The sequence below is a fragment of the Delftia sp. DS1230 genome, assembly GCF_040112715.1.
Taxonomy (GTDB): domain Bacteria; phylum Pseudomonadota; class Gammaproteobacteria; order Burkholderiales; family Burkholderiaceae_C; genus Comamonas; species Comamonas tsuruhatensis.
The window spans coordinates 2,749,769-2,762,782 of sequence record NZ_CP157763.1; the positions used below are offsets into that span (position 1 = coordinate 2,749,769).

Consider the following 13,014-nt stretch of genomic DNA (forward strand, 5'->3'; position numbering starts at 1 on the left):
GAATGATGCCATCAATCCCGCTGTGCCTGGCCTGCTACAGCGGCTTCTACAGTGGAGCCACCGACGCAAGAGTTTTGAAGATCTGACCAGTTGAAAGGGACATACACATGATCGCCCTGCGCAAATCCCGCGAACGCGGCCATGCCGACCACGGCTGGCTGCGCTCGCACCACAGCTTCTCGTTTGCGGGCTATCACGATCCGCGCCACATGGGCTTTGGCAACCTGCGCGTGATCAATGAAGACCATATCGCCCCGGGCACGGGCTTTGGCGCCCATGGCCACAAGGACATGGAGATCATCAGCTACGTGCTCGAAGGCCGGCTCTCGCACAAGGACAGCATGGGCAATGAGCAGACCATCTCGCCGGGAGAGGTGCAGCGCATGAGCGCCGGCTCGGGCGTGGTGCACAGCGAGCACAACCACGCACCAGGCCAGACCACGCATTTCCTGCAGATCTGGCTGCTGCCCAGCGAGACGGGCATTGCGCCCGGCTATGCGCAGAAAGCCTTTGCCGACGAGGAAAAGCGCGGCCGCCTGCGCCTGGTGGCCTCGCCCGATGGCGCGGATGGCTCGGTCACCGTCCATGCCGATGCCCGGCTCTATGCCGGCCTGTTCGACGGCGATGAGCACGCCGAAATGGAGCTGCCCCCCGGCCGCAAAACCTATGTGCATCTGGTGCGCGGCGCGCTGAGCGTCAATGGGCAACGGCTGACAACGGGCGATGCGGCCCTTGTGGAGAATGAACCGCGACTGCGCCTGCACGACGGGGAACAGTCCGAGGTCCTGGTGTTCGATCTGCAAGCCTGAGCATTCACGAGGAGTAACCATCATGCTGAACCGTCTGAGCAACCCGCTGGCGCTGGCCGGCCGCATCCTGATCGCGCTGATGTTCGTGCCTGCGGGCTTTCAGAAAATCGGAGGCTTCGCCGGCACGGTGGGCTATGCGGCCTCGGTGGGCATGCCCATGCCGCAGATCGGCGTGGCCGTGGCCCTGGTGGTGGAGATCGTCGGCGGGCTGGCCCTGCTGCTGGGCTGGTGCACGCGCTGGGCGGCCCTGGCGCTGGCCTTCTTCACGCTGGTGGCCAGCTTCTTCTTCCATGCCTACTGGAGCGTGCCGGCTGACGCGGCCATGATGCAGCAGCTGCTGTTCTGGAAGAACATCGCCGTCACGGGCGGCCTGCTGGGCTTTGCCGCCCATGGCGCCGGTGGCTGGAGTGTGGATGCACGGCGCCATTGAGTGGCCCGCGCACTGCCGCCAGCTCCTTTATTTTTGTTAGGCTACCGGCCTGAGTGGGCCCCGCAGCAGCGCTGTGGGGCCTTTTGGCGTGGATGATCGATGAATGTGGCGCCTGCCGGCCTGGAGCCGTGGCCGGCGCCCGAGGATTTCTTGTATGGCAGATATCGTGGTGGTCTACCACTCGGGTTACGGGCACACCCAGCGCATGGCCCAGGCCGTGGCCGATGGCGCGGGTGCGCGCATGCTGGCCATAGACAGCGACGGCCAGCTGCCTGCCGGCGGCTGGGAGCTGCTGGCGGCGGCAGATGCCATCATCTTCGGCTCGCCCACCTACATGGGCGGGCCCAGCTGGCAGTTCAAGCGCTTTGCCGATGCCTCGTCCAAGCCGTGGTTCGTGCAGGCCTGGAAGGACAAGCTGTTCGCCGGCTTCACCAACAGTGCCAGCGTCAACGGCAACAAGCAGACCACGCTGGACTATCTGTTCCAGCTGGCCATGCAGCACGGCGGGCTGTGGGTGGGCAGCGGCATGCTGCCGTCCAACGCGCGCGCCGCGCAGCGCAACGACCTCAACTGGATAGGCGCCTTCAGCGGCGCCATGGCGCAATCGGCCTCGGATGCCTCGGCCGCCGAGATGCTGCCGGGCGACCTGGAGACCGCGCGCCTGTTCGGCGAGCGCGTGGCGCAGCAGGCGCTGCGGCTGGTGCGCCAGGCCGGCGCGGCTTGATCGGCCGGCTCCACTGAACCTCACGCACCCAGCCGGTCCAGCAGGCTGTACCAAGCCACCCCTGCCGCTATGTACAACCGTTGCAACCCATGCAGCGGTATCGGCTGAACCGGCGTTACCGGAAAGGGGCAGGCCGGCGCATTTCCGCCGGCCATCAGCGCGGCCGCCTCCCGCCCCAGCAGGGTAGCCATGGCAATGCCGCGGCCGTTGTAGCCCAGGGCCATGGTGATGCCGGGGGCAGGCTGGTGCAGGTGGGGCATGAAGTCGCGTGTGACGGCGATGCGCCCTGCCCAGCGGTACTCGTATTGGAGGGGGCCCAGTCCGGGGAACATCAGCGCCACGGCGCGTTCCAGGTGGGCATAGTCGCCTGCACCCTGCGGGTCCGCAAAATGTCCGCGCCCGCCCATGAGCAGACGGCCTTGTGCGTCCTTGCGAAAGTACAGCAGCAGGCGCTGCGAGGTCGAGCCTGTCTCGCCCCCGGGCAGGATGTGCGCGCCCGCCTTGCCCAGGGGCTGCGTGGCCACGATGAAGCTGTTGGCTGCCAGTACCGTGCGCGCCAGGCCAGGCCACAGACCATCGGTATAGCCGTTGGTGGCCAGCAGCACCTGCCTGGCCTGTATGCGTTGACCCTGGGCCGTGGTGGCGGTCCAATGGTCCGTGCCCTGTCGCTCCAGTGCCAGCACGGGCGATCCGCTGTGGACCTGCGCGCCCAGGGTCTGTGCGGCGCGCACCAGTCCGCGCACGTAGGCCAGGGGCTGTATGGCGCCGGCGCGGCCGTCCAGCCAGCCGCCGGCAAACGCGGGCGTGCCGGTGCGTGCTGCCGTGGCAGTGCGGTCCAGCAGTTCCACGCGCACGCCGCGCCGCTCCCACTGCCGGGCGCGCGCATGCATGCCGTCCACCGCCTGCTGGGTGTATCCGACCTGCAGCCAGCCGGCGCGCACGGGCGCACAGTCGATGTCGTGGCGTTCGATCAACCCGTACACAAGGTCGGCCGAGCGGGAGACGGCGTCGATCAGCCGCTCGCCAAGAGCGGCACCGTGGATGCGCTGCAGTTCGTCGGGGTCGTACTTGAGGGTGGGGTTCACCTGGCCGCCGTTGCGGCCCGACGCGCCCCAGCCGGGAGCATGGGCGTCAAGCACGCACACGCTGGCGCCGCTTTCGGCCAGATGCAGTGCTGCCGACAGGCCGGTATATCCCGCGCCGATCACCAGCACGTCGGTGGTGGTCAGCGCTGCCGCCAGCGGTGGCGTGGGCGGTGCGGCGGGTGCAGTGGCCGCCCACAGCGATGGCGCTGACGGGTGCGACAGCACGGGGCGTACCGACGAAGACGATGCGATGGAGGCGGTAGCTGCCATCGTCATGCCGCACCTTGTGATGGCGCACAGTGCTGGTGCAGCACGCGCCGCAGGAAGTCCTGCGTGCGTGCATGGCGCGGTGCGCCCAGCACCTGGGCCGAAGGGCCTGCCTCCACGATGGTGCCGCCGTGCAGAAAGCACACGCGGTCGGCCACCTCGCGAGCAAAGGCCATCTCGTGCGTGACCACGATCATCGTCATGCCTTCTTCGGCCAGCTGGCGCATCACGCCCAGCACGTCGCCTACCAGCTCGGGGTCCAGGGCCGAAGTGGGTTCGTCGAACAGCATGGCCTCTGGCTTCATGGCCAGGGCGCGGGCAATGGCCACCCGCTGCTGCTGCCCGCCCGAAAGCTGTGCGGGCCAAGCCTGTGCCTTGTCTGCCAGACCTACCTTGCGCAGCAGCTCCAATGCCTCGGCATGGGCCTGGCCGGGCGCTTGGCCCTTCACATGGATGGGGCCTTCCATCACGTTCTGCACCACGGTGCGGTGCGGGAAGAGGTTGAAGCGCTGGAAGACCATGCCCATGCGGCTGCGCAGCGCGTGGATGGACGGCGCGCGTGTGTCCACGCGCTCACCGAAGGCGCGCACCTCGCCGCCCTGGTACGACTCCAGGCCGTTGATGCAGCGCAGCACCGTGGACTTGCCTGATCCCGAAGGGCCGATCAGACACACCACCTCTCCACGTGCCACGCGCAGGTTGACGCCCCGCAGCACGCGATGCTCGCCGTAGGCCTTTTCCAGGTGATCGATCTCGATCATGGCGACTTCCTTCCCGCTCCAAAGCGCTTCTCCAGACGCCTGAGCCCCCATACCAGCGGCAGGCTCATGGCCAGGTAGAGCAGGGCGACCAGGGTGTAGACCGTCATGTTCTGGAAGGTGGACGCTGCGATCAGCTGGCCCTGGCGCGTCATCTCGGCCACGGTGATGGTGGAGACCAGGGACGAGTCCTTGAGCATCATCACCAGGGTGTTGCCGTAGGGCGGCAGCGCTATGCGGAATGCCTGCGGCAGCACCACGCGGCGCATGAGCAGGGCCGGTCGCATGCCCATGGCCAATGCGGCTTCCCGCTGGCCTGGGTCCACCGCCTCGATGCCGGCGCGGAAGTTTTCTGCCTGATAGGCCGAATAGGCAATGCCCAGGCCGATCACCCCGGCCTGGAAGGCGGTGAGCTGGATGCCGACCTCGGGCAGCACGAAGTAGATGTAGAACAGCTGCACGATGATGGGCAGGCCCCGTATCACATTGACCACGGTCGACGCGGCCCACGAGACGGCGCGCACGGGTGAGAGCTTGCCCAGCGCCAGCACCAGTCCGATCGCGCTGGACAACAGGAACGACAGCGCGGTGACCTGCACCGTGACCACCGCTCCTTGCAGCAGGATGGGCAGGAACTCTCGCGCGTGCTGCACAAATGCTTGCATGGCGTACTTTCCTCGAAGGTGTCATTGCCGTGCATTGCGCGGCAAAGGGGGTTGATGCGCGAGGCGATCCGACGGGCGTCCGATGTCCTCAGATGCCCCACTTCTTGACGATCTGGGCCAGGGTGCCGTCTGCCTTGATGGTGGCGATGGCCTTGTTCAGGCGGGCCAGGGTTTCGGTGTCACCCTTGCGCACCACCAGGCACACATCCCCCACGTTGGAGGGCTTGTAGCTTTCGGCCAGCTTCACGCCCTGGAAGCTGTGCTGGCGTATCTGGTAGGCAATGATGGGCTGGTCACCCAGCCCTGCCTTGATGCGGCCAAGCGCCAGGTCGCGCGTCATGTCGGCTACCGAGTCGTAGCTGCGCACTTCCCTGAAGATGCCCTTTTTCTGCAGCAGGTCGTAGAACACCGTGCCCACCTGGGCACCGACGACCTCGCCCTTGAGATCGTCCAGTGACACATAAGCCTTGGCATCGTCGGCCTTGACGATCAGGCCCTCGCCGTAGGAGTAGACCGCATCGCTGAAATCGACCACCTGCTGGCGTGCGGCGGTCTTGAGCATGGCCGCCGAGATGATGTCGATCTTGCTGGATGTGAGCGAGGGGATCAGCGCCGCAAAGCTGGTCTGCTGCACATGGGCCTGGAAACCTGCGGCCTTGGCCACGGCCTGCATGGTGTCGACCATCATGCCCTGGATGCTGTTGCTCTTGACGTCCAGAAAGGTGAACGGAATGCCTGTGGGCGTGGCGCCCACGTTGTAGCTGGCCGGGGCGCTGCCGCCTTGCGCCGCAGCCTGCGCGACGGCGCCGGCGGCACACAGGCCCAAGGCGAGGTGGAGGACGCGGCGGACAAAACCTGGCATTGCCTGACTCCTTGGCGTGAACGACGGAAGGAAAGAGCAGGGACAGGTCACCTTGGGGGCTGCCCCTCGCCTGCAGCGAAGAATTCTCGGAACCGTGCCAATGATCAATGTGGATGAATCTTCAAGAAATAAGAGAAAACCACTAAGTAATTCAAAGAAATCGATATGCGATTCTTTTGATGTGGATGCCTATACTTGCCGCCATGCAAGCACCGTCTCAACCCGCTTCGTCACCGATGGATGACGACACCAACCCCCTGTTCAACCAGTCGCTGGAGAAGGGCCTGGCCGTGCTCTGCGCCTTCAGCGCGCAGCACCGGAGCATGACGCTGGCCGATGTGGCCGCCGCTGCGGGCATCAACAAAAGCTCGGCGCAACGCATGGTGTTCACGCTGGAGCAACTGGGCTACGTCCGCAAGCATCCGCAAACCCGGCGCTACCAGCTCGCGCCGCGCGTCATGCGCGTGGGCTACAACTACCTGGCGGCCAACCCGGTGATCGACCTGGCCAATCCGTATCTTTCGGAACTGACCAAGATCACGACCGAGACCACCTGCCTGACCGAGCCCGACGGGCTGGAGATGGTCTACGTGGCACGCTTCATCAGCGCCCAGTTTGTGCCGGTGCACATGCCCATTGGAAGCCGCATCCCCATGTACTGCACTGCCTCGGGGCGTGCTTGGCTGAGCGCACTGCCCGATGAAGAAGCCCTGGCCCTGCTGCGCCAGAGCGAGCGGACCGCGCACACACGTTTCACCATCACGGACGAGGCCGCCATCCTCGATGAGCTGGCCCAGGCGCGTCAGCGCGGCTATGCCGTCAACCGGGAGGAACTCTTTCTGGGCGACATGACGCTGGGCGCGCCCGTCATCGGCAGCCATGGCCGTCCCGTGGCCGCCGTGCACATCGTCGCGCCGACCAGCCGATGGACGGTGGAGGAGGCGCAGGCCCGCCTGGGCCCAGGGCTGCTGGCCTGCGCCCGCTCGCTCAGCAACTCGGTGCGTGCTCTGGGTTGAACGGCAGCCGATGCTGCAGCCGGTACGGCCGCATTGGTGGTGCACGCCGCAAGCGTGGCGTGCATGCCCCTGGCTTCAGGTCAGGGCTGGGGGATCGGCCTATGCAGACGGAGTCTCCTGGGCCTGCGGATGCTCCAGCTGGGGTGCGGCCGACAGGTCCGCACCCACGGCGCGGCGCTCGTCGAAGACGAAGCAGCCGCCGTCATAGAAGGCGCCGTCGGTCTCCTCGAAGTACTTGAGGATGCCGCCCTCGAGCTGATAGACATGGTCCAGGCCTTCGTCCTGCATCAGGATGGCGGCCTTCTCGCAGCGTATGCCGCCCGTGCAGTAGCTGACCACGGTCTTGCCGGCCAGTTCGGCCTTGTGGGCGCGCAGCGCGGGCGGGAATTCGGTGAACTTGGTGATGCGCCAGTCGATGGTGCCCTTGAAGGCGCCGGCATCGACCTCGAAATCGTTGCGCGTATCCAGCGTCACCACCTCGCGGCCCTCGTCATCGTGGCCCTGCTGCAGCCAGCGGCGCAGCGTGGCGGGGCTGACAGAAGGCGCGCGGCCCTCTGCCGGGCGGATGGTGGGGTGGTCCATGCGGATGATCTCGCGCTTGACCTTGACCAGCATCTTGCGGAAAGGCACGGTGTCGGACCAGCTTTCCTTGGGGGCCAGGTCGGCAAAGCGCTCATCGCTGCGCAACTGATCGACGAAGCTGTGCACCGCCTGGGCGGGGCCTGCCAGGAAGAAGTTGATGCCTTCCTCGGCCAGCAGGATGGTGCCCTTGAGCGCAAGGGCCTGGGCGCGTTCGGCCAGGGTGTCGCGCAGCGCCGCTGCGTCGGGCAGCGGCGTGAACTTGTAGCAGGAAATATTGAGGATATCGGGCACAGGCAGGCAGGCGGGGGGCGGCAAGGGCCGCAGGTTGGATCGGGTCGCCGGCGAGGGGCGGCCCGATCAGCCGCCCGACACCAGCAGGGCCTTGATTTTATTGGCCAGCTGGGCCACGGCCAGCGAAGCCGGTGCACCGGGCATGGATTGCAGCAGCAACTGGCGTCGCATCACGGCCTCGCGCACGGCCGGGTCGGAGGGAATGTCGCCCAGGTGCGTGAGCCGCAATGGCTCGCCGGAGGCCGTGCTGACAAAGCGGTTGAGCACCTGCTGGAGCTGACCCGTGATGGCGCGGCCATCGCCGGGACGCGCGGCCTGGTTGATGGCCAGGCGGATCTGCTGGCGCTTTTGCTGAATGGCAAGCACCTTGATGGCTGCATAGGCGTCGGTCAGCGAGGTGGGCTCGGGCGTGGCGATGACCAGCACTTCGGTGGCCATGGACACCGAGAACAGCACCACGTCGGAGATGCCCGCGCCCGTGTCCAGCAGCACGATGTCGTAGCGAGGAGCCAGCGTCTCGATGGTGTGCGTGAACTGCTGGCGGATCTCGGGCGTGAGCCGCGAGTACTCGATCATCCCCGAGCCGGCCAGCAGCACCGAGTAGCCGCCGGGGGCGGGCAGGATGGCTTCCTCCAGCGTGGAACGGCCGGTGAACACATCGTGCAGCGTGACCTTGGGGTAGAGGTTGAGCACCACGTCCAGGTTGGCCAGGCCCAGGTCGGCATCGAGCACCAGGACCTTGAGGCCATGGCGTGTCAGCGCTGCGGCCAGGTTGGCCGAAACGAAGGTCTTGCCCACGCCGCCCTTGCCGCTGGTCACGGCGATGATGTGTCCGCGCGGCTTGGCGCGCACGGCATCGCTCATCGAAACGGCAGCGGGCAGGGAGGGGTGGGGAATGGCGTTGTCGCTTACCACCGGGCTATCAGCGGAGTCCATCTTCGGGGTCCACATCGGTTGCAATATCTGGATTCAGCCCATTGTCAAACGGGGAGGGGGCATACAAAGGTCCGAAAAGCAGGCTTTTTTCCTCCGCGCTTACCGTACTGTCTGGTTGTTCTTCAATGTGCACGCGGTTGCGGCCGGCAGACTTGGCCAGGTACAACTGTTTGTCGGCACGCTCGGTCCACAAGGTCGTGGTGCTGCGTATCCACTGCAGCGCATAGGCGCCGCCGATGCTGATGGTGATCTGCAGTGTCAACGTGGGTGAGATGACCACCGGCATGCGCTCGATGGCGCTGCGTATGCGCTCGGCCACGGACAGGCCGAACGTCGCAGGGCAGGCCGGCAGCACGATGGCGAACTCCTCGCCTCCGTAGCGGGCCAGCGTGTCCATGGGGCGCACGCAACTGGTCAGGGTCCGGGCCACCGACTGCAGAACCCGGTCGCCGACGATATGGCCGTGCTGGTCGTTGATCTGCTTGAAATGGTCGATGTCCAGCATCAGCATCAGCGCCGCTTCGCCCGAGCGCGCCACGCGGTCGATCTCGCGCTCGGCAATGGTGCGGAAATGGCGGCGATTGGCCAGCCCCGTGAGCGGGTCGCGCAGCGACAGCGAACACAGTTCGTCGATCAGCGCCTGCAGGTATCGCGTCGGCGAATCCGTGGGCAAATGGACCGCCCCGCCAGCGTGGGTAACCAGCGCGTGGGCTGTGGCCAGGCGCAGGTCGCGCAGGTATACGGATTGGTGGGAGGCGGGGGCAGTCACAGAGGGCTGAATCAAAAGCCGGTGAAGTGTATCAGTGTGTAGGCTCAATTGTCGCCGCGCCGGCGTCGACTTTTGCACCATCGCTGGTAACAGATGTTGATCCCGGCCGAGATATGAAGGGCGGCAGGGCCAGCGCGGCGAGGAATTCCGCATCGGTGCGGTACAGCCGCAGGTGCGGCCCGCGGTGCAGGGCGCCGGCGCGCAGCAGCACCTGCTCGGCCGGCAACTTCAGGCCCACCACGTGCAGCACGCCGCTGCGCTTGGCCACCAGCAGTTGCAGGCGCACGAAGGTCTCCACGCCCGTCACGTCGATGCGGTTGATGGGCTGGGCCAGCAGGCACAGGTGGTGCGTCTCGGGGCGCAGCGCCCATTCGTCGCCGATGCGTCGCTCCAGGGCCGAGGCCGAGCCGAAGTCCAGCTCGGCATCCATGCGCAGGGCCAGCAGGCCTGGCGCCAGCGGAGGCAACTGCCAGAGGTTGCGGTCGCGCAGGCTGCCATCAGGATGCTGGCCCACCTCGATGATGCGCGGGTGCAGGCGCTGGTAGAGGAAGTAGCCCAGGCTCAGCACGATGCCCGCGAACACGCCCCAGTACATGCGCGGCGCCGTGACGATGGTCAGCAGCAGCGTGGCCAGGGCAATGCTGCCCTCCACGCGCGACACCTTGAACAGCTGCAGCAGCACACGCGGCTTGACGAGGTTGACCACGGCCGTGATCACGATGGCCGCCAGCGCCGCCTTGGGCACGTGGTACAGCGCCGGGATGAACCACATCACCACGATGACCACCAGCAGGATGGAGAACACGTTGGACCATCCCGTCTTGGCGCCGGCCAGCAGGTTCACGGCCGAGCGCGAGAACGAGGCGCTGGTGGCAAAGCTGCCGAACAGGCCCGCACTGATCTTGGACAGGCCCTGGGCGACCAGGTCCTGGTTCTCGTTCCAGCGCGTGCCGGCCTGCTGGTGCTCCACCTGGGCGCTGGAGGCCGTCTCCAGAAAGCTCACCAGCGAGATCACCAGCACCGGCATCACCAGGGCGCCGAACTCGTCCCAGCTCAGCAGCCCCGGCAGCTGGAAGCTGGGCAGGCCCGCGGGCAGATGGCCGACCACGGCGCCGCCGTCGTCGGCAAAGTCCGTGGCCCAACTGATCACGCCGGTCAGCGCGATGATGAAGATGGCCGAGGGAAAGGCCGCACGCCAGCGCTTGGCGAGCACGAGCAAGGCAATGCTGGCCATGCCGTAGACGATGGACTGCCAGTCGAAAAGCTGCAGCGACGGCGTGTTCCAGACGGCACCCCAGGTCGAGCGCAGGCCCAGCAGCGTGGGCAGCTGCGAGGCCAGGATCAGCAGCGCCGCAGCCTGCGTGAAGCCGGTGAGCACGGGCGAGGTCACCAGGTTGAGCAGCCAGCCGGCGCGCATCAGCCCCAGCGACCACTGCACCAGGCCCGACAGAATCGCCATCCATGCGGCCAGCGCCACCCAGTGCGCGGAGCCTGGCTCGGCCAGGCCTGTGAGCGAGGCGCCGATCAGCAGCGCGCTCAGGGCCGTGGGTCCCACGCCCAGACGGGGCGAGCCGCTGAACAGCACGGCCACCAGGGCTGGAACGATGGATGCGTAAATGCCCGTGATCAGCGGCATGCCCGCAAGGGCAGCATAGGCCACGCCCTGGGGCAGAAGCATCAGACCAACGGTGAGACCTGCCCAGAACTCCCCGCGCAGCACGGCTGCCGAAGGTTTGGGCCATGCCAGGAAGGGAAACCAGCGCGCCAGGGAATGCATGGCCGCTATTGTCATGCTAACTGGATGGTGCCGGGATGTTCGGGCTTGTCCTACAGGCGCTTGCGTCGGCGTCGTATGGGTTTGTCCCAGGGCCATAAATAAAGTCGAGGCCTGTGTTGACCGCCTCACAACTATTCAAGGAGTAACCGCATGACTTTCATCACCCAACGCTGCTGCCAGATCCTCGCCGTGTCTGCCCTGGCCTTCGGCCTTGCCGCCTGCGGCAAGACCGAAGACACTGCGGGCCAGAAGCTCGACTCTGCGGTTCAGCAGTCCCAGCAGGCCGCGCAAAGCGCCGGCCAGAAGATCGACAACGCCATGAGCAGCGCCGGCACCAAGATCGAGGAAGGTGCTGCCAAGGCCGAAGCGGCCACCAACAACGCCATGAGCCAGGCAGGCGCCGCACTCGACGACGCCGGCATCACGGCCCAGATCAAGGCCGACCTGATCAAGGAGCCCGATATCTCCGCCCTCAAGATCGACGTGGACACCAAGGCAGGCGCCGTGACGCTGACCGGCTCGGTCCCCAGCGAAGCACTCAAGATGCGCGCAGGCGACATTGCCAAGTCCGTCAAGGGCGTGAACAACGTCAGCAACATGCTGGAGATCAAGGCCAGCTGATCGCAGCCACCGGCTCCGTTGCCCTTGTGAAAACCAGGCGGATTCCCCGCCTGGTTTTTTTATGCCTGAACGCTGCAGCCCAGCGCATAAGATGCGCTGCATGACCACACCCGACCTGCAGATCAGCACCCATCTCATCCACCATCCCTACCAGCCGCCCGAGGGCTTTGTTGCGCCGCAGCCGCCCGTGCACAAGGCCTCGACGGTGATCTTCGAGAACGTGGCGGCCATGCGCCGCCGCCAGTGGTTGGACAAGAGCAGCTACACCTACGGCCTGCACGGCACGCCCACCACGTTCTTGCTGGAAGAGCGCCTGAGCGCGCTGGAAGGCGGCCTGCAATGCCTGCTGGTGCCCAGCGGCCTGGCGGCCATCGCCACCACCTCCCTGGCCCTGCTGCGCACCGGCGACGAGATGCTGCTGCCCGACAACGCCTACGGCCCCAACAAGACCTTGAGCGAGGGAGAGCTGGCCCATTTCGGCGTGCGCCACCAGTGCTATGACGCCATGGATGTTGCCGACCTCGAAGCCAAAATCACGCCCAAGACGCGTTTGGTCTGGCTGGAGGCGCCGGGCTCGGTGACCATGGAGTTCCCCGACCTCATCGCCATGGTGCGCCTGTGCCGCGGGCGGGGCATCACCACCGTGCTGGACAACACCTGGGGCGCGGGCCTGGCCTTCAATCCCTTCGATCTGCTGGCCGATGGAACGCACAGCCTGGGCGTGGATGCCACCGTGCATGCGCTGACCAAGTACCCCAGCGGCGGTGGCGACGTGCTCATGGGCAGCATCATCACGCGCGACCAGGCGCTGCACATGCGCATCAAGCTGGCGCACATGCGCCTGGGCCTGGGCGTGGGCGGCAACGACACCGAGGCCGTGCTGCGCTCCCTGCCCAGCATCGCGCTGCGCTACCACGCCCAGGACCGCGCCGCGCGCGAGCTGGCGCGCTGGCTGCAGCAGCAGCCGGCCGTGGCCCAGGTGCTGCACCCGGCGCTGGAAGGCGCTCCGGGCCACGAGAACTGGAAGGCGCTGTGTGGCGCAGCCGCAGGCGGCGAGGGCGTGGCCGCCGGCCTGTTCAGCGTGGTCATCGATCCGCGCCACGGCCAGCAGGCCGTGGACCGCTTCTGCGACAGCCTGCGCCTGTTCAAGATCGGCTACAGCTGGGGCGGTCCCATCAGCCTGGTCGTGCCCTATGAGCTGTCGTCCATGCGCAGCTGCCCCACGCCCCAGCTGCGCAGCGGCACCGTGGTGCGCTTTGCCATCGGCCTGGAGGCGGTGCAGGACCTGCGTGCCGACCTGGAGCAGGCCCTGGCCGCCGCGTTTGCATAGTTGAGCGCCAGGCGCAGGTGACATCTGCCTGTCACCTGCGCCGCCGATGCTCGCTGGCTTCATACCACCCCACGGAGGCCTTCGGGCCCCGG

The 13,014-nt window shown here is 66.7% G+C and carries 14 protein-coding genes; 6 read left to right on the forward strand and 8 right to left on the reverse strand.

All coding sequences use genetic code 11. The annotated features are described in order from the left end of the window. Positions 1 to 107: 107 nt before the first annotated feature. From AAN986_RS12275 to AAN986_RS12285, 3 genes are all read left to right on the forward strand, one after another. Positions 108 to 809, forward strand: coding sequence for a pirin family protein (locus AAN986_RS12275; RefSeq protein ID WP_016451660.1), 702 nt, complete (start codon positions 108 to 110; stop codon positions 807 to 809). Between the two features lie 22 nt (positions 810 to 831). Continuing rightward, complete coding sequence (locus tag AAN986_RS12280) at positions 832 to 1,239, forward strand: DoxX family protein (RefSeq protein WP_016447170.1); 408 nt, start codon at positions 832 to 834, stop codon at positions 1,237 to 1,239. Between the two features lie 154 nt (positions 1,240 to 1,393). Then, the gene (locus AAN986_RS12285) at positions 1,394 to 1,963 is read left to right on the forward strand and encodes a flavodoxin family protein (RefSeq protein WP_046239827.1); all 570 of its coding nucleotides are present in this window, start codon (positions 1,394 to 1,396) and stop codon (positions 1,961 to 1,963) included. 20 nt (positions 1,964 to 1,983) lie between these two features. Here AAN986_RS12285 and AAN986_RS12290 read toward each other — a convergent pair whose 3' ends face one another. The 4 genes from AAN986_RS12290 to AAN986_RS12305 form a co-directional block, all read right to left on the reverse strand. Beyond that, positions 1,984 to 3,324, reverse strand: a complete 1,341-nt coding sequence (locus AAN986_RS12290; protein ID WP_349335680.1) for an FAD-binding oxidoreductase — start codon at positions 3,322 to 3,324, stop codon at positions 1,984 to 1,986. Next, a complete protein-coding gene (locus AAN986_RS12295; protein WP_349335681.1) occupies positions 3,321 to 4,076 on the reverse strand; it encodes an amino acid ABC transporter ATP-binding protein in 756 nt (251 codons plus the stop codon). The genes AAN986_RS12290 and AAN986_RS12295 overlap by 4 nt, the downstream gene beginning before the upstream one ends. Beyond that, positions 4,073 to 4,738 carry an ectoine/hydroxyectoine ABC transporter permease subunit EhuD gene (ehuD, locus tag AAN986_RS12300; protein ID WP_016451664.1) on the reverse strand — a complete coding sequence of 222 codons (666 nt, stop codon included), beginning with the start codon at positions 4,736 to 4,738 and terminating at the stop codon, positions 4,073 to 4,075. Before ehuD ends, AAN986_RS12295 begins: the two co-directional genes overlap by 4 nt. A gap of 88 nt (positions 4,739 to 4,826) precedes the next feature. Beyond that, entirely contained in the window at positions 4,827 to 5,600 is a 774-nt protein-coding gene (locus AAN986_RS12305) for an ABC transporter substrate-binding protein (RefSeq protein WP_349335682.1), read from the reverse strand. Between the two features lie 236 nt (positions 5,601 to 5,836). Between AAN986_RS12305 and AAN986_RS12310 the strand changes: the two genes are divergently transcribed. After that, entirely contained in the window at positions 5,837 to 6,616 is a 780-nt protein-coding gene (locus AAN986_RS12310) for an IclR family transcriptional regulator (protein WP_016447164.1), read from the forward strand. 99 nt (positions 6,617 to 6,715) lie between these two features. Here the strand turns inward: AAN986_RS12310 and AAN986_RS12315 are convergent, their stop codons facing one another. The 4 genes from AAN986_RS12315 to AAN986_RS12330 form a co-directional block, all read right to left on the reverse strand. Then, positions 6,716 to 7,489 (reverse strand): sulfurtransferase, encoded by a 774-nt coding sequence (locus AAN986_RS12315; protein ID WP_047216997.1) that lies wholly within the window; start codon positions 7,487 to 7,489, stop codon positions 6,716 to 6,718. A 66-nt stretch (positions 7,490 to 7,555) separates the two neighbouring features. Beyond that, complete coding sequence (locus AAN986_RS12320) at positions 7,556 to 8,425, reverse strand: MinD/ParA family protein (protein WP_016447162.1); 870 nt, start codon at positions 8,423 to 8,425, stop codon at positions 7,556 to 7,558. Further along, positions 8,412 to 9,275, reverse strand: coding sequence for a GGDEF domain-containing protein (locus AAN986_RS12325; RefSeq protein ID WP_016447161.1), 864 nt, complete (start codon positions 9,273 to 9,275; stop codon positions 8,412 to 8,414). Before AAN986_RS12325 ends, AAN986_RS12320 begins: the two co-directional genes overlap by 14 nt. After that, positions 9,226 to 10,971, reverse strand: a complete 1,746-nt coding sequence (locus tag AAN986_RS12330; RefSeq protein WP_016447160.1) for a SulP family inorganic anion transporter — start codon at positions 10,969 to 10,971, stop codon at positions 9,226 to 9,228. Before AAN986_RS12330 ends, AAN986_RS12325 begins: the two co-directional genes overlap by 50 nt. A 150-nt stretch (positions 10,972 to 11,121) precedes the next feature. On the opposite strand from AAN986_RS12330, the gene AAN986_RS12335 reads away from it, so the two are divergent. Continuing rightward, a complete protein-coding gene (locus tag AAN986_RS12335; RefSeq protein WP_016447159.1) occupies positions 11,122 to 11,592 on the forward strand; it encodes a BON domain-containing protein in 471 nt (156 codons plus the stop codon). Positions 11,593 to 11,692: 100 nt separating this feature from the next. Further along, positions 11,693 to 12,922, forward strand: a complete 1,230-nt coding sequence (locus AAN986_RS12340) for a PLP-dependent transferase (RefSeq protein WP_133074038.1) — start codon at positions 11,693 to 11,695, stop codon at positions 12,920 to 12,922. Positions 12,923 to 13,014 lie beyond the last annotated feature (92 nt).